Origin of the sequence: Mycobacterium sp. PO1, from assembly GCF_017312405.1 — a bacterium.
Lineage (GTDB): Bacteria > Actinomycetota > Actinomycetes > Mycobacteriales > Mycobacteriaceae > Mycobacterium.
In genome coordinates this window covers 55,601-71,286 of record NZ_BLTG01000018.1, presented here as the reverse complement: position 1 = coordinate 71,286, position 15,686 = coordinate 55,601, and the positions used below count along the sequence as shown (strand labels likewise).

The 15,686-nt window shown below is 69.8% G+C and carries 14 protein-coding genes; 8 read left to right on the top strand and 6 right to left on the bottom strand.

What is annotated here, in order from left to right; genetic code table 11:
* Nucleotides 1-153 precede the first annotated feature (153 nt).
* A complete protein-coding gene (locus J3476_RS08080; RefSeq protein ID WP_207065974.1) occupies nt 154-1,689 on the top strand; it encodes an alkaline phosphatase in 1,536 nt (511 codons plus the stop codon).
* Here the strand turns inward: J3476_RS08080 and J3476_RS08075 are convergent.
* The 5 genes from J3476_RS08075 to J3476_RS08055 all read right to left on the bottom strand — a co-directional run bounded on the left by J3476_RS08075 (nt 1,686) and on the right by J3476_RS08055 (nt 7,381).
* A complete protein-coding gene (locus J3476_RS08075) occupies nt 1,686-2,609 on the bottom strand; it encodes a LysR substrate-binding domain-containing protein (protein ID WP_207065973.1) in 924 nt (307 codons plus the stop codon). The genes J3476_RS08080 and J3476_RS08075 overlap by 4 nt on opposite strands.
* 137 nt (nt 2,610-2,746) lie before the next feature.
* Nucleotides 2,747-4,012, bottom strand: coding sequence for an enolase C-terminal domain-like protein (locus J3476_RS08070; protein WP_207066076.1), 1,266 nt, complete (start codon nt 4,010-4,012; stop codon nt 2,747-2,749).
* Nucleotides 4,009-4,950: a 5-dehydro-4-deoxyglucarate dehydratase gene (locus J3476_RS08065; RefSeq protein ID WP_207065972.1), complete on the bottom strand. Its 942-nt coding sequence runs from the start codon at nt 4,948-4,950 to the stop codon at nt 4,009-4,011. The genes J3476_RS08070 and J3476_RS08065 overlap by 4 nt, the downstream gene beginning before the upstream one ends.
* Before the next feature lie 54 nt (nt 4,951-5,004).
* Nucleotides 5,005-6,603: an aldehyde dehydrogenase (NADP(+)) gene (locus J3476_RS08060; RefSeq protein ID WP_207065971.1), complete on the bottom strand. Its 1,599-nt coding sequence runs from the start codon at nt 6,601-6,603 to the stop codon at nt 5,005-5,007.
* 88 nt (nt 6,604-6,691) lie between these two features.
* Nucleotides 6,692-7,381 carry a helix-turn-helix domain-containing protein gene (locus J3476_RS08055; RefSeq protein WP_207065970.1) on the bottom strand — a complete coding sequence of 230 codons (690 nt, stop codon included), beginning with the start codon at nt 7,379-7,381 and terminating at the stop codon, nt 6,692-6,694.
* 129 nt (nt 7,382-7,510) lie between these two features.
* Here J3476_RS08055 and J3476_RS08050 point away from each other — a divergent pair, with 129 nt between their 5' ends.
* From J3476_RS08050 to J3476_RS08035, 4 genes are all read left to right on the top strand, one after another.
* Nucleotides 7,511-7,738, top strand: a complete 228-nt coding sequence (locus J3476_RS08050; protein WP_207065969.1) for a hypothetical protein — start codon at nt 7,511-7,513, stop codon at nt 7,736-7,738.
* A gap of 156 nt (nt 7,739-7,894) precedes the next feature.
* Nucleotides 7,895-9,649 carry a bifunctional serine/threonine-protein kinase/transporter substrate-binding domain-containing protein gene (locus J3476_RS08045; RefSeq protein WP_207065968.1) on the top strand — a complete coding sequence of 585 codons (1,755 nt, stop codon included), beginning with the start codon at nt 7,895-7,897 and terminating at the stop codon, nt 9,647-9,649.
* Nucleotides 9,650-9,844: 195 nt separating this feature from the next.
* A complete protein-coding gene (locus J3476_RS08040; protein ID WP_207065967.1) occupies nt 9,845-10,201 on the top strand; it encodes a hypothetical protein in 357 nt (118 codons plus the stop codon).
* Nucleotides 10,198-10,443, top strand: coding sequence for a DUF6480 family protein (locus J3476_RS08035; protein ID WP_207065966.1), 246 nt, complete (start codon nt 10,198-10,200; stop codon nt 10,441-10,443). Before J3476_RS08040 ends, J3476_RS08035 begins: the two co-directional genes overlap by 4 nt.
* A gap of 10 nt (nt 10,444-10,453) precedes the next feature.
* Here the strand turns inward: J3476_RS08035 and J3476_RS08030 are convergent, their stop codons facing one another.
* Nucleotides 10,454-12,643 (bottom strand): MMPL family transporter, encoded by a 2,190-nt coding sequence (locus J3476_RS08030; protein ID WP_207065965.1) that lies wholly within the window; start codon nt 12,641-12,643, stop codon nt 10,454-10,456.
* A gap of 386 nt (nt 12,644-13,029) precedes the next feature.
* Here J3476_RS08030 and J3476_RS08025 point away from each other — a divergent pair, with 386 nt between their 5' ends.
* The 3 genes from J3476_RS08025 (at nt 13,030) to J3476_RS08015 (ending at nt 15,443) form a co-directional block, all read left to right on the top strand.
* On the top strand, nt 13,030-14,283 hold the full coding sequence (locus J3476_RS08025) for a cytochrome P450 (RefSeq protein WP_207066075.1): 1,254 nt from the start codon (nt 13,030-13,032) through the stop codon (nt 14,281-14,283).
* Nucleotides 14,284-14,555: 272 nt separating this feature from the next.
* Complete coding sequence (locus tag J3476_RS08020; protein ID WP_373889041.1) at nt 14,556-15,053, top strand: DUF5994 family protein; 498 nt, start codon at nt 14,556-14,558, stop codon at nt 15,051-15,053.
* Between the two features lie 186 nt (nt 15,054-15,239).
* Nucleotides 15,240-15,443, top strand: a complete 204-nt coding sequence (locus J3476_RS08015) for a cold-shock protein (RefSeq protein WP_152515514.1) — start codon at nt 15,240-15,242, stop codon at nt 15,441-15,443.
* Nucleotides 15,444-15,686 lie beyond the last annotated feature (243 nt).

Genomic DNA, 15,686 nt, shown 5'->3' with positions numbered 1-15,686 from the left:
GTTGATATTAGAGCGCTCGCCCAGCTCGGAGGGCTGAAATCGCGGACGCGGCCAACCGGCGTTCACGAACAGTTCCCGTGACGGTCCGCCCGCCGAGAGACACCCGACGCCTGCCGGCCATCGCCCGGACAGGCCGCTCTCCGACACTGCGCCGTGTCGCCGAATCTCAGCCGCCGCACCGTCCTCAAAGGCGCGGCGGGGCTGGCCGCCGCTCCGCTGCTCGGATTCACCGGCGGGCCGCGCCGCGGACCCGTTCCAGCCGACCCGTTCACCCTCGGGGTGGCCTCGGGTGATCCCGGTCCCGACGGTGCGGTGATCTGGACGCGGCTGGCGCCGCGGCCGCTGGCCGACGACGGCCTAGGTGGTATGCCGGCGCGCCGCGTGGAGGTGCAGTGGGATGTCGCCGCCGACGAGGCGTTCACCCGGCCGCTGCAGCGGGGCCACACCGTCGCCGCTCCCGAGGCGGCGCACAGTGTGCACGTCGAGCTGGCCGGTCTGCCGCCCGGCGGCGAGTATTTCTACCGCTTCCGCGCCGAGGGCCATCTGTCACCGGTGGGTCGCACCCGCACCACACCCGCGCCCGGCGCGATGAGCGCGACGTTGACGCTGTGCGCGGCGTCGTGCTCGAACTATCAGCACGGTTGGTTCACCGCGTACCGCCGCCTCGCCGAGGAACATCCCGATGTCGTTGTGCACCTGGGCGATTACCTGTACGAATACGCCGCCAACGGTGACCGGGTGCGCGATCACGCCGGCCCGGAGACCGTGACGCTGGCGCATTACCGGCAGCGTCACGCGCAGTATCGCACCGACCCCGACCTGCAGGAGGCGCACGCCGTCGCGCCATGGCTGGTGGTGTTCGACGACCACGAACTGGCCGACAACTGGGCCGGCGACGTACCGAAGACACCCGATGCCGGGTTCGCCGCGCGCCGGGCGGCGGCGCTGCAGGCGTATTACGAGAACATGCCGCTGCGCGCATCGGCGGCGCCCCGCGACGGCGGCATGCGGTTGTACCGCCGTGTCGAATGGGGCGCGCTGGCGACGGTGCATTTGCTCGACACCCGCCAGTACCGCTCCGATCAGGCGTGCGGCGACCACTATCGCAGTGACTGCGCGGATCGTTTCGACCCGCTCCGTACCCTGCTCGGCGCCGAGCAACAGCGTTGGCTGCTCGACGGTTTCGCGCGATCGAGGGCGCGGTGGGACCTGCTGGCGCAGCAGGTGTTCTTCGCGCCGCTGGAGCTCGCCGCGGGTCCGGCGCGCGGCGTCAACCCGGATGCGTGGGACGGGTACGTCGCCGAGCGGGACCGCGTGGTCGCCGGGATCGCCGACTCGGCGGTGCGCAACGGCGTGGTCCTGACCGGAGATGTGCACGCGCACTGGGCTGCTGAGATCCGCAGGCACTCCGAGGATCCGCTGTCGGCTGCGGTGGCCACCGAGTTGGTGACGACGTCGATCACCTCCGGTGGCGACGGATCCGACACCCGGGCCGATGTCGAGGCGATTCTGCCGGAGAACCCGCACATCCGGTACTTCAGCAACCGGCGCGGTTATCTGCGCGCGACGCTCGCCGCCGACGAGCTGCGCGCCGACTTCCGCACCGTGCCGTTCGTGACCCGCCCGGGTGCCCCGGTCGCGACGGGCGCGTCGTTCGTGATTCCCGACCGGGTTCCGCAGCTGCTCTAGACGACGCCTTCGACGAGCTCGTCGGTGGTCCACTCCTGCTGCGGCAGCACGTCTTTGAGCAACCGCAGCAGGGCCGGGTTGGTCGAGTCGCCGCGCCACACGGCATCCAGCTCCACCGGGCGCTCCCGGAACGCCCCGATCGTGCGGAACACCACCCCCTCGGGATGCAGCGTGGCCGCGGACGCCGGCACCAGGGCCAGCCCGATGCCCGAGCGCACCAGCACCAGCATGGTGTGCACCTGGGTGACGTACTGCACGTACCGCGGGGTGGCGCCGGCGATGGTGAACGTGCTGATCAGCAGTTCGTTGAAGTAACGGGCCTGCACCGGGGAGTACATCACCAGGTCTTGGCCGTCGAGGTCGTTGAGGGTCAGCTGCCGCGACAGGTCGGACAGGGGGTGCTCGGCCGGCAGTGCGACCACCAGCTGCTCGTGCAGCAGCGGGCGCGACACCAGTCCTGGGCGTTTGAGGGGCGGGCGGGCCATCCCGAGGTCGAGCTCACCGGACATCAGTCCGTCGATCTGGGCTGAGGTCACCATCTCGCGCAGGTCGAGCTTCACGTCGGGCAGCCGCTCGCGGGCCCGTGCGAGCAGCCGGGGCAGCACGGCGTGCGCGGAGGCGGCGGTGAACCCGACGACGACGGTGCCGAGGTCACCGGCGGGAATGCGTTTGACGGTCTGCGCGGCGCCTTCGGCCAGCTGCAGGATCCGGCGGGCGTCGGGCAAAAACGCCGCACCGGCCGGGGTGAGGGTGACGGTACGGGTGGTGCGGTCGATCAGCTGGACGCCCAGTTCGCTTTCCAGCTGCTGCAGCTGACGCGACAGCGGCGGCTGGGTCATGTGCAGGCGTTCGGCGGCGCGGCCGAAGTGCAGCTCCTCGGCCACGGCGACGAAGCACTGCAACCGGGCCAACGAGAACACCGATGCACTCCTCGTATCAGTCGGCGCCTGTACGGGCGCACCGCGGCATCAGTGTAGTGCCGACGATTCGGGCCGGTGTGGGCTTGATGGCCGCGAACCCGAACCGGCCCACCCCGGCCCGGTACAGAGGGATGGAACTACCAGCGCGGGCTGGCGGTCTCGAACGACGGATCGGCACTGCGCATGTAGCCGGTGTCGTCGCGGTCACGGATTCCGCACCGCAGGTACTGCTCGTGCAGCGCCGCCAGTGCGTCGTCGTCGATGTCGACGCCCAGTCCCGGTGTGGTCGGGACCGGCACCGACCCGTCCACGAACGACAGCACACCGGGCGCGACGACGTCCTCGCTCTTCCACGGCCAGTGCGTGTCACACGCATAGGTCAGGTTCGGGGTGGCCGCGGCCAGGTGCACCATCGCGGCCAGGCTGATGCCCAGATGGGAGTTGGAATGCATCGACAGTCCCAGCCCGAACGTCTCGCAGATGCCGGCCAGCAGCCGCGACCGCTGCAAGCCGCCCCAGTAGTGGTGATCGGAAAGCACCACGCGCACCGAGCTCTTGGCAACCGCGGGGGCCAGTTCGTCGAACGCGACGACGCACATGTTGGTGGCCAGCGGCATCGGCGCCTGCGCGGCCACCTCGGCCATGCCGTCCAGGCCCGGCGTGGGGTCCTCCAGGTACTCGAGGATGCCGGCCAGCCCGGAGGCGACCTTCACCGAGGTCTGCGGCGTCCAGGCGGCGTTGGGGTCCAGGCGCAGTGGCATACCGGGGAACGCGGCGGCCAGGGCCTCGATCGCCGCCATCTCCTCCTCGGGTGCGAACACCCCGCCCTTGAGTTTGACGGCGGTGAAACCGTATTCGTCGACGATGCGTCGCGCCTGGGCGACGATGCCGTCCGGGTCGAGTGCGGCGCCGAACGCGTCGGGTTCGGCGCCGGGGTGGGCGGCCCATTTGTAGAACAGGTAGGCGCTGAACGGAACGGCGTCTCGCACCGCACCGCCGAGCAGGTCCGACACCGGACGCCCGAGCGCGCGGCCCTGCACGTCCAGGCAGGCCACCTCGAACGGGGACAGCACCTGGTCCACGGCACTGGCCGAGGTGATCATCCCGGCGGTGCCCACGGCCGCGGTGTCGCCGCGCAGCGTATCGGCGATCGCCGCGCGGATCATGTTGAGCGCGAACACATCCAGACCGGTGATCGCGTCGGCGGCGGCCCGCAGCCGGGCCAGGTGCCGGGTGTCGGCGTACGTCTCGCCGAGGCCGACGAGGCCCGCGTCGGTGTCCAGCTGGATGATGGCGCGCAGCGCGTACGGCTGGTGCACACCGACGGTGTTGAGCAGCGGCGGGTCGCGGAACGCGACGGGGGTGATGCGGGCGCCGGTGATGCGCAGCGGGCCCACGGTCAGATCGCCTGGGACAGTGCGCCGGTCATCACGGCGCGGCCCGCGGCGATGATCGAGGCGAGCTCGTCGACGTCGGTGGCGGTGGGCATCACCAGCGGCGGGCGCACCGGCCCGGCAGGCACGCCTCCCATCGTGACGCCGGCCTTGACCAGCGAGACCGCGTAGCCCGGGACGGTGTCGCGCAACCGCACCAGCGGGTGGAAGAAGGCGCGCAACAGGTCTTCGGCCAGGTGGCGGTTGTCGGCCTCCAGGGCGTCGTAGAAGGCCAGCGCCAGGTCGGGGGCGAACGCGAACGTCGCCGACGAGTACAGCGGCACCCCGATCGCGCGGTAGGCCTGCTGTGTGGTCTCGGCGGTGGGCAGCCCGTTGAAGAACAGGAAGTCGGGGTCGACCTCGCTGGTGATGGCCGACACGATGCGCGCCACCTGGTCGAGGTTGCCGGTGCCGTCCTTGAACCCGACGACGTTGTCGATCTTCGCCACCGCCACCGCGGACGCCTCGGTGAACCGCGCGTTGCCACGGTTGTAGACGATGACGGGAAGGTCGGTCACGCCGGCGACGGCGCGGGTGTAGTCGACCAGACCGGGCTGGGGCACCTCGACGAGGTAGGGGGGAAGCAGGAGCAGCCCGTCGGCGCCCACCTGCTCGGCCACCGTCGCGAACCGCTTGGCCTGCGCCACCGATCCGCCCGCGCCGGCGTAGACGGGCACCCGGCCGGCGACCACGTCGACCGCGGTGCGCACGACGGTGCTGAACTCCTGGTCGTCGAGGGCGTGGAATTCGCCGGTGCCGCAGGCGACGAACACGCCGCCCGGTCCGGCTGCGACCCCTTTGGCGATGTGGTCGGCCAGGGCGTCGACGTCGACGTCACCGGTCTCGGTGAACGGGGTGACGGGGAAGAACAGCACACCGTCGAAGGACGGGCGGGACGTGGAACGCATCGTGGGCTCCTAGCAGGGGTTGTCGGGGCGCGGGGGCCCGGTCGGTGGGTGAGGTCAGTCCTGGCTGAGCCGGCCGTCGATGCGCCGCCACAGGTGATCGGGGTTGCCGTCCGCTATTGCGCTGGGCAGCAGGGATTTCGGCACATTCTGGTAGCACACCGGCCGCAGGAAGCGTTCGATCGCGCGGCTGCCCACGGAGGTGCTGCGGGAGTCGGAGGTGGCCGGGAACGGGCCACCGTGCACCATGGCGTGGCTGACCTCGACGCCGGTGGGCCACCCGCCGAACAGGATCCGTCCGGCCTTGAGCTCCAGGCGTGGCAGCAGTTCGGCGGCGGCGTCGAGGTCGGATTCGTCGGCGTGCACGGTGGCGGTCAGCTGTCCTTCGACACCCTCGGCGACGGCGTGCATCTCGGCGGCGTCGGCGCAACGCACGATCAGGCTCGATGAGCCGAACACCTCGGCCTGCAGCGCCTCGGAGTTCAGAAAGCTCGGCGCGTCGGTGGTGAACAGTGCTGCGTGACAGCCGCATTCGCTGGTCGCGTCCCGGCCGCGGCCGATCAGCTCGGCCGCCTCGGAGAGCGCCGTGACGCCCTCGGCGTAGCTGCGGGCGATGCCCGGGGTGAGCATGGGTGTGGCCGGTGCCTGTGCCAGCGCCTCGCGGGCGGCGGTGACGAACGCGTCGAGGCCGGGGCCGTCGACGGCGATGACCAGTCCGGGGTTGGTGCAGAACTGCCCCGATCCCATCGTCAACGATGCGACGAACGCGCGGCCCAGCTCGCCGCCGCGGCTGGCCAGGGCGCCGTCGAGGACGAACACGGGGTTGATCGAGCTCATCTCGGCGTAGACCGGGATGGGTTCGGGCCGCGCGGCGGCGGCGGCGACCAGGGCGGTGCCGCCCGAGCGGGATCCGGTGAAGCCGACGGCTTTGATCCGCGGATCGGTCACCAGGGCAGTCCCGAGGCCGGGGCCCGAGCCGAACAGCATCGAGAACGTCCCTGCGGGCATGCCGGATTCGGCGACCGCGGCGGTGACGGCACGTCCGACCAGCTCGGAGGTGCCGGGGTGGGCGTCGTGCGCCTTGACCACGACCGGGCATCCGGCGGCCAGTGCGGAGACGGTGTCCCCGCCGGCGACCGAGAAGGCCAGCGGGAAGTTCGAGGCGCCGAACACGGCGACCGGACCCAGTCCGATGAAGCGTTGGCGGAGGTCCGGGCGGGGCAGCGGGGACCGGTCGGGCAGGGCGGTGTCGATGCGGGCCCCCTGGTAACTGCCCTCCCGCAACACCTCGGCGAACAGGCGCAGCTGCCCGGTGGTGCGGCCGACCTCGCCGGTGATGCGTGCCTGCGGCAGCCCGGTTTCGGCGACGGCGCGCGCGATCAGGGGCTCGCTGATCGCCTCGATCTGACCGGCGATCGCCTCGAGGAAGCGGGCCCGTTGTTCGGAGGTGGTGGCGCGGTAGGGGCCGAACGCGTCGGCGGCCGCGGCGCAGGCGGCGTCGACGTTGCCGGCGTCACCATGGCGATACGGCGGGTCCAGTGCGGCACCGGCGGCGGGGTCGAACGCGTGGATCTGCGTGCCCGTCCCGCGCACGGGCGTCCCGGCGATGATCATCTGACCGGTGAGACGGTGGGTTTCGGGAATCGTCGCAGTCATGACGTCAACGGTATGAGGCATATCCATGCCTGTCCAAGACCATTTCTCGCATCATTGATGCGTCGATTAGATCAATCGAACGGGTGCCTCAAGACAGGGCGAGGTGACTTTCGATGAGCGCGACCAGCGCGTCGGTGGCCGCAGCGTCTCCCGAAATGTCGACCTGGTCGGAGCGCACCGCGTCGCTGAGCGTGAGCTGCCTACCGAGCAGCGCGGCGACCGTCGGCGCCGCCGCGCGCACGGTGACGTCGGGTGGTGTCGCGGCCGGCCCGGGCGCCACCCGCATTCGTCCGCCCCGGACCTGCAGGCAAGCGCTGCTGTCGCCGATGTGGAACTCGTAGACCGCATCGGGTCCGGGGTCCGTGTCGCCGGTGAGATCGGCGGCCAGGAAGCTCAGCAGCCATTCGGCCCGGAAGGCCTCGCGGCCGATGTCGGCGTCGGTCATCTGGTGCCGGGCACCCCAGGTGGCGAGGGGGATCAGGGCGAGCGCGAGCTCCCGGCCGGCCTCGGAGAGCTCGTAGACCACCGCGGAGCCGGGTTGTCCGACGGCGAGGCGGCGCTGGATGACGCCGTCGGTCTCGAGCTGGCGGACGCGGGTGGCCAGCAGGCTGGTCCCGATTCCGGTTAGGGCGTCGGCCAGGTCGGTGTAGCGCTTCGGTCCCGTGCCCAGCTCACGCACGATCAGCAGCGTCCAGCGCTCGCCGACCACGTCGAGGGCATGGGCCAGCCCGCAGAACTGTCCGTAGGTCTTGCGTGCCACGTCCGCCATGGTACCCATTCACTCACATTTCAATCGCAAAGTACAAACTCTGTTGTCTACTTCTATTTCTTATGTTACGTTCGGAATCAGTTCGGGCGTTTCGCGGAATTTGAGCCGCGGCCAGCCCACGAGGTGAGGTGAAACGACATGGCTTCTCTTTCCATGGATTCCGTGACCGGTGCGCATGCCCGGCGGTGGTCTCTGTCTGCACTGTTGCGGTGGCTGCAGGCGCCCATCGCGCCCCAGTCCGCGGTGTTGGTACGCGACGACACCACGACCGCCGGCCCGGCCAAGTCCGGTAAGCGCCACTACCCGGCGCAGCGCGACCGGGTCTTCGAGCAGGCCGCGATGGCCCGGGAGATGTACCGACTCTGACCCCGGGGCTTGCCGGACCGGCGCGCCGCCGGCAGAACACCCAGCGAAACCCGGCTGATCCCCGGTTTCCCGCGTTTCCCGGCTCGGGGGCGACCGCGGCGGACTTGAGGTAGCTTCAACGCACGAACCGATTGGCCGCAGCCGAGGAGACCAGCGGTGAATGCGACACCATTCGGGCACTATCGGCTTCAGAAGCTGATCGGCCGGGGCGGGATGGGCGAGGTCTACCAGGCCTACGACACCAGGACCGACCGTGTCGTCGCGCTGAAGGTGCTGCCGCACCACATGGCCGAGGACGAGGTCTTCCAGGCTCGGTTCCGCCGGGAATCCCAATCCGCCGCCGGCATCAACGACCCGCACGTCGTGCCCATCCACGGCTACGGCGAGATCGACGGCCGGCTCTACCTCGACATGCGCCTGATCGAGGGCCGCAACCTGGGCGCGATGCTCGCCGAGACGGAGAAACCGCTCGGGGCGCCGTTCGCGGTGCACGTCGTCGAGCAGGTCGCGCACGCCCTGGACTCCGCGCACAAGGCCGGGCTCATCCACCGAGACATCAAGCCGTCGAACATCCTGATCACCGGCCGCGACTTCGTCTACCTGATCGACTTCGGGCTGGCCCGCACCGCCGGGGAGCAGGCCCTGACCACCGCGGGCAGCACCCTGGGCACGCTGGCCTACATGGCGCCCGAGCGGTTCGAGGCCGGCCAGGTCGACGCCCGCTCCGACGTCTACGCGCTGACCTGCGTGCTCTACGAACTGCTCACCGGGTCGCGACCGTATCCCGCCGACAGTCTCGAACAGCAGATCGCCGGGCACATGATGGCCCCGCTGCCGCGTCCGTCGGACACCGATCCGCGGCTGGCGGCCTTCGACGCCGTCATCGCGAAGGGCATGGCCAAGAAACCGGCCAAGCGTTACCAGAGCGCCGGCGAGCTCGCCGTCGCTGCCCGGCGCGCGCTGAACGCGCCGGTGCGGCGGGCCCGCGGATCGCGGCACTCGGCGCGCAGCGACCGACGGTTGCCCGGTCGTGTGCTGGCCCTGGCCGGTGCTGCCGCGGTCGTCCTGGCTGCGACGGCCGTCGGGGCGTGGATGTGGGCGCCGTGGCGCGACGCCGGCGCCCAGGATCTGCCCGACGGGGCGATCGCGCACATCGCCGAGACCGTGCCCGCCGACATCCGCGAGACGGGCCGGCTGGTGATCGGCGTGAACGTCCCGTACGCGCCGATGGAGTTCAAGAACACCGACGGTCAGCTGGTCGGATTCGATGTCGAGCTGATGAACGCGGTGGCCCGGGTGCTGGGCCTGGTTCCGGACTACCGTCATATCCCGTTCGACCAGATCCTGCCGTCGGTGCAGGCCGGGATGGTCGACGTCGGGATGTCCTCGGTCACCGACACCGTGCAGCGCGAGCAGCTCGTCGATTTCGTCACCTACTTCGAAGCCGGTACGCAGTGGGCGTCGCGCCCCGGCGTCGTCGTCGGTCCTGCCGCCGCGTGCGGCGTCACAATCGGTGTGGCGCAGGGGACGTTGCAGGCCACCGAAGAGCTGCCGCGCAAGAGCGACGAGTGCGTGGCCGCCGGGATGGCGCCGCTGGAGATTGTCGAGTTCGCCAGCCAGGACGCCGTGACGACGGCGCTGGTCAAGGGCGAGGTGGACGCCATGTCGGCGGATTCGCCGGTGACCGGTTTCGCGATCAAACTCTCCCGCGGTGACCTGGTGCCCGCCGGCGACGTCTTCGATTCGGCCCCGTACGGCTGGCCGGTGCCCAAGGACTCGCAGCTCGCGGAATCCCTGCGGCAGGCACTCGAGCACCTGATCGAGAGCGGCGACTACCGGGCCATCGCCACCATGTGGGGCGTCGAGCGCGGCATGATCGACAAGCCGCAGATCAACGGCGCCGGCGGGTAGCGGCTCAGCGCGACTGCGGGAGCACTTCACGCGCGTAGACGTCGAAGAATCCGGCCATGTCCGGTCCGGGTCGTCGGACATCTACCTCCTCCACCCCGGCATCGAGGTAGCTGCGCACCTGCGCGACCTGGCGGCAAACGTGTAAACGGCGCTGACCGGGGTACGCCAGCACACGCGGAACGAAGAGGAGCGTCGATGAGAGTTCGCACGATCCCGTGGGCGATCCTGCGGACGCAGTACCGGCTGGGACGGGTTCCGATCCGGCTGCTGGAAGAACAACTGGTCGCCCGGATGGGCCCGGAAGCGCCGGTGCGGTTGCTGTTCGAGCGTGCCATCGGCGCGCTGGACGCGGCGGTAGGCATGGTGCTCGGCGACGGCGCCCTCGAGGACGAAGGTGTCGCCCGCATCGAGCGCGCCGCCGAACTGGAAGAGGCGGCCCACATCGACGAGATTGCCGCGCGGCGTCTCCGACAGACCGACGCCGAACTGCGACGCCGGCGCGACGAAGCCCCGAACGCCCCGGGACGCGCCGCCCGGACAGGACGATCATGACCGATCTTCCCCCGGATCCCGCCCCCGGGAACACCCCCGGTCCAGACCGCGCCGGGGGTGTTCCTCCGGGTGAGACGCCGCCGGACTCGGCGCAGACCTCGGCGACGTCGAACGCCGATCCCGCCGCGGGGCGCAACCTCACCCCGCGGGCCGTGGTGACGTTTGTGGCGATCGGACTGTTCGCGGCGCTGTTCGCCGTCACCGCGGTGGTGCTGGTGATGGAGTTGCTGGCGGCGTTCTAGCCCAACGGATTCACGCCGGCACCGGACTGCGGTGCTCGGCCTCCAGCTTCGTCCCCTCGATGTCCAGGTCGGGTACGTAGCGCGCGAACCACTTGGAGTGCTTCCACATCTTGTCGCCCAGCATGGCCATCACCGCGGGAATCAACGTCAGTCGGACCACGAACGCGTCGAGGAACACCCCCACAGCCAGCGTCAGCCCGATGGATTTGATGATCGGGTCGCCGCCGGCGAGGAAGGCGATGAACACGCCGAACATGATCAACGCCGCGGCGGTGACGACGCGCGCCGAGAGTCCCACGCCGCTGCGGACGGCGTCCACCGCGGTGTCTGTGCGGGACAGCTCTTCTCGGATGCGTGACACCACGAACACCTCGTAGTCGCTGGACAGGCCGAAGACGATGGCCAGCACGATGATCGGCAGGAAGCTGATCGTCTCACCGGGGGTGATGCCGAGAAGTGAGGCGCCCCATCCCCATTGGAAGATCGCGACCTGGACGCCGACCGCGGCGAACACCGACAGCAGGAAGCCGACGATCGATGTCAGCGGCACCAGCGCGGCACGGAACGCGACGGTCAGCAGCACGAACGCGAGGCCGACGACGACGATGATGAAGATCGGCAGGGCGGCGGCCAGTTTGGCGGAGGTGTCGATGTTGGAGGCGGTGTTGCCGCCGACGAGAAGCGTTGCGCCGGTGTCGGCTTCGATCGCGTCGCGGTCGGCGCGGATGCGCTGGACCAGGTCCGCGGTGGCGGTGTCGTTGGGGCCGGTCGCCGGAATGACCTGGATGGCGGCCGTGTCCGCATTACCTCCGGCCGGTGCGGCGGCAACGACGCCCTGCTCACGACCGAGGTTGGCCGCGATGGTCTGCACCGCCCGCGGATCGGTGGCGTCGCTGAGGTCGGCGACGACCAGCAGCGGGCCGTTGAAGCCGGGGCCGAGATGCTCGGCGGTCAGGTCGTAGGCCTGACGTGCGGTGCTGGACTCCGGCTGCGACGCTCCGCTGGGCAGACCCAGATGCATGCCGAGGGTGGGCAATCCGATCAGGATCAAACCGGCGGCGCCGGTCACCAGCAGCGGCTTGCGGAATCTGACCACGAACCGCGCCCACGTCGCCCCCATGGTGCGGTGCGGGGTGTAGGTCGCCACCTGGGCGACCTCCTTCGGGCGGCCGGGCTGCAGCGGCGGTTGGATGAAGCGCGCAACCTGGCCGCCGGCGAATCCGAACAGCGCGGGCAGCAGCGTCACCGCGATCAGCATCGCGATGAACACCGACACCGCCGCGGCCAGACCCATGTAGGTCAGGAACGGAATGCCCACCACCGCCAGGCCGCACAGCGCGATGATGACGGTCAGCGCCGCGAACACCACGGCGCCACCGGCGGTGCCGACCGCCAGCCCGGCCGCCTCGTCGCGCGGCATCAGCAACAGCAGGTTGTTGCGGTAGCGGTTGAGAATGAACAGCGCATAGTCGATACCGACGGCCAGTCCCAGCATCAGCGCCAGGGAGAGCGCTGCGGTCGGCATGTCCACGAACGCCGCGGCGACGAAGATCCCGAGCGCGCCGATGCCGACGCCCACCCCCGCGGTGATGATCGGCAGCCCGGCGGCCACTACCGCCCCGAAGGTGATGACGAGGATCAGGAACGCCACCCCGATGCCGATGATCTCCGGCAGGTGCGGCACGTCGACCTTGTACCCGGGGTAGACGCTGCCGCCGTATTCGACGCGCAGCCCGGCCTGCTCGGCGGGGGCCATCGCGTCCTCCAGTGACGTCAACGACGACTCCGACACCTCGCCGATCTGCTGGGTCCATTGCACCGTGCCCAGCCCGACGCGGCCGTCGGGGGCGATCTGACCGGTCTGGCTCGGGCCGGCGGCCGCCGCGACGTTGTCGACGTTGTTGGCGGCGGCGACGGCCTCGTTGATCGCCGGTGTCAGCGACGGGTCGGTGACGGCGCGGCCTTCGGGTGCGACGAAGGTGAGCTGGGTCTGCGCCCCGCTGAACGCGGGCAGGTTCTGCTGCAGCTGCTCCACGGCCCGCTGGGACTCGGTGCCGGGGATGGTGAAGTTGTCGCTGGGCTGGCCGCGGAACCCGAGGAAGCCGGCCGCCACCGCGATCAGCACCGCCAGCCAGGCGCCGAGCACCCACCAGCGGTGCCGGAAGCTGGACTGGCCAAGCGCGAACAGGAAGCGCGACATCGTTGGTCCTTCTGGGTCGTCGTAGTTCGAAATTGGCGTCGTTCGAAATCGTCGTCGTTCGAAGTGGTCGTCGTTCAGTGGTGTCTCGCAGTGGTGTGGTTCTGCCTCGGCCTGCCGGTCGCGGTGTCGAGCAGACACTTTTCGCAAATTGTGTTCCCACGCTGGCGCGGGTTACGCAGCCCAGACGGTGTGATCTGTGTGACGCGGGGCGGGCGCCCGCCGAAGGTGCTCGTCAACGTATTCGAAGCGCTTCCCGCTTCCGGAGTTGTTGCTGGACAGCGGCCAAAGCGGCGTGACGCCGGGAGCCGGCTCGTAGGCTGGGCCGGGTGACGACGACGTCGCTGCCCGCAGGTCCACGCCTGCCGCGCGGAGTGCAGGCGGCGCTGATGCTGTCCCGCGGACCCCAGTTCATCGCCGCGTGCCGGCGACGCTATGGGACCGCGTTCACGTTGCGGGTGGCCTCGATGGGCACCGTGGTCTATCTGACCGATCCGGCCGACATCAAGACGGTGTTCTCCGGCGATCCGCGCGTCTACCACGCCGGGGAAGCCAATTCGATGCTCCGGGGGCTACTGGGGGACACCTCGGTGCTGGTCGTCGACGGCGATGTGCACCGCGACCGGCGCCGGTTGATGCTCGCGCCGTTCGCCCGGGACGCCGTGGCCGCGCAAGTGGACCTGATCGCCCAGATCGCCGCGGACAACATCGCCGGTTGGCCGCGCGACCGGGCCTTCGCAGCGGCGCCGAAGATGTCGGAGATCACGCTGGAGGTCATCCTGCGCACCGTGATCGGTACGACCGACCAGGCCCGGCTCGCGGCGCTGCGGGTGGTGCTGCCCCGGGTGCTGCGGATCGGGGCCTGGCAGAGCCTGGCGGTCATGAATCCGGAGTTGCTGCAGAGGTGGCCGTGGCGACCGTTGCGTAGGGCGATCGCCGAGGCCGACCGGCTGCTGTACGCCGAGATCGCCGATCACCGCGCCGACCCGCACCTGGCCGAGCGCACCGACGCCCTGTCGATGCTGGTGCGCGCCTCCGACGAGGACGGGCGTGAGATGACTGACCGGGAGCTGCGCGATCAGCTGATCACGTTGTTGCTGGCCGGTCACGACACCACGGCCACCGGGCTGGCGTGGGCGCTGGAGCGGCTGAGCCGTCACCCCGCGGTGTTGGAGCGGGCGGTGCGCGCTGCCGAGGACGGCGACGACGACTACCTCGACGCGGTGGCCAAGGAGACGCTGCGCAACCGGCCGGTGGTCTTCGACGTCGGGCGGATCCTCACCGAACCGGTGGAGCTGGCGGGGCACCGGCTGCCGGCCGGGGTGATGGTGGTGCCCGGCCTCGTGGCCGTGCACGCCGACCCGCAGCTCTACCCGAACCCGGAGCGGTTCGATCCGGGCCGGATGCTGAACGCGACGCTGAGCCCGTCGTCGTACTTCCCGTTCGGCGGCGGCAACCGCCGCTGCCTCGGAGCGACGTTCGCGATGGTCGAGTTCCGGGTGGTGTTGCGGGAGATCCTGCGCCGCGTCGACTTGCACACCACCAGCGAGCCGGCGGAGAAGCCGCGACTCAAGCACGTGATCTTCGTGCCCCGACGGGGCGCGCGGATCCGGTCAACCCCCAAACCGCAGGCCGCGGTGTAGTGTCTCGGGCAGGTCGTGTCGCGCCGGAGACGGTGTCCCCGATGCCAGCGATGCGGTCTGCGACGCGATTCTCTTCGCTCGTAACCGACGTACGGGTTTGTCCCGTACCACGTGAGGACCTTGTTCATGGATTCGTCCGAACTGTTTTCCCACCGCCAAGGGCCGCAGGTCGCGGTTTCGACAACGGTGTCCAGCGAACCGGTGCAGGCGCCGGTGTTTTCTGATCAGCAGCGCCCGACCCGCTCCGGCGATTCGCCGACGACGTGAACGGGATGGCGCGGTCACGCCGCGCCGCCAGCCCGACCCGGCTCGCGTTGGCCCGCCTGTCGACGGGCAGCATCGACGGCGCATGGTGGCCCCATTCGGCCCTGATCGCCGCTGAGCTTCCTGATCTGGTCGGCGCCCTGCACCGCATTCTGGGCGAGGTCGTCGACATCCGGATCAACTGGTCGGCGACCGAAGGCCAACTCGACCTCGAGACGATCGCGGCCGGCACCCGCATGATGAAGGGCGATACCGTGCCGCGTCGCCCGCGCCTGATGTTCGTGGCCGGTCGGGAACGACGTGTGAAACTCCTTGTGGTGCCGAGCATGACGTCGCAGGCACTCGGGTTGATGATGCTGCGCACGGCGGCGGGACTACCGGCCGACGATGCCGACAACCGGGTCAGCGATACGGCGCACGCGGTCTGGCAGCTCGCCGAAGTCGAGAGCGCACAGTGGCGCTGCGAGATCACCACACCTGCGGCCTCGGGCAAGGTGGGCTCGTAACAAGACGTGGGCTCGTAACAAGACGTGTGGTCGTCGCAGGATGTGGGCTCGTAACAAGACGGAGACCGCGCACCGCCCGCCGCGACCGCCCGAAAAATCTTGATGGGGCTGATTTCCGCAGGTCGTGCTAGGCTCATCGCGGATGTTTGTTCGGCATCCGTTCGAAATGAAAGAAGTTGGAAAAGTATGGCACAGGGAACTGTGAAGTGGTTCAACAGCGATAAGGGCTTCGGCTTCATCGCTCCCGATGGTGGCGCACAGGATGTGTTCGTCCACTACTCGGAGATCAGCGGCAACGGATACCGCTCGCTCGAAGAGAATCAGCGAGTCGAGTTCGAGGTCGAGCAGGGCAACAAGGGTCCGCAGGCTGTGAGGGTGTCTGCCGTCTGACGGCGACAACTTCCGTGTGGGCTGGTGGAAATCTTCCGCCAGCCCACAATTCGTTTCAGGACCCGGTCGCCGACAGGGGACCGAGTTCGCAGCCGTCCGACGCGCAGTCGGCGTACAGTGAAGTGCACGCGTCGTGACAACACGCGCACTGTTCAGACCCGAGATCAACCACGGTTCTCGGTGGTAGGGCTCTCGCCGGCACGAACCTCTGTTTCCGTTTTCACGCGAACCCCAGGCTTCTTC

Coding starts and splice junctions, on each gene's coding strand:
- J3476_RS08065 (WP_207065972.1), bottom strand. CDS start 4,950: ATGCGTTCCACGTCCCGCCCGTCCTTCGACGGTGTGCTGTTCTTCCCC.
- J3476_RS08060 (WP_207065971.1), bottom strand. CDS start 6,603: ATGACTGCGACGATTCCCGAAACCCACCGTCTCACCGGTCAGATGATC.
- J3476_RS08055 (WP_207065970.1), bottom strand. CDS start 7,381: ATGGGTACCATGGCGGACGTGGCACGCAAGACCTACGGACAGTTCTGC.
- J3476_RS08050 (WP_207065969.1), top strand. CDS start 7,511: ATGGCTTCTCTTTCCATGGATTCCGTGACCGGTGCGCATGCCCGGCGG.
- J3476_RS08040 (WP_207065967.1), top strand. CDS start 9,845: ATGAGAGTTCGCACGATCCCGTGGGCGATCCTGCGGACGCAGTACCGG.
- J3476_RS08035 (WP_207065966.1), top strand. CDS start 10,198: ATGACCGATCTTCCCCCGGATCCCGCCCCCGGGAACACCCCCGGTCCA.
- J3476_RS08030 (WP_207065965.1), bottom strand. CDS start 12,643: ATGTCGCGCTTCCTGTTCGCGCTTGGCCAGTCCAGCTTCCGGCACCGC.
- J3476_RS08025 (WP_207066075.1), top strand. CDS start 13,030: ATGCTGTCCCGCGGACCCCAGTTCATCGCCGCGTGCCGGCGACGCTAT.
- J3476_RS08020 (WP_373889041.1), top strand. CDS start 14,556: ATGGCGCGGTCACGCCGCGCCGCCAGCCCGACCCGGCTCGCGTTGGCC.
- J3476_RS08015 (WP_152515514.1), top strand. CDS start 15,240: ATGGCACAGGGAACTGTGAAGTGGTTCAACAGCGATAAGGGCTTCGGC.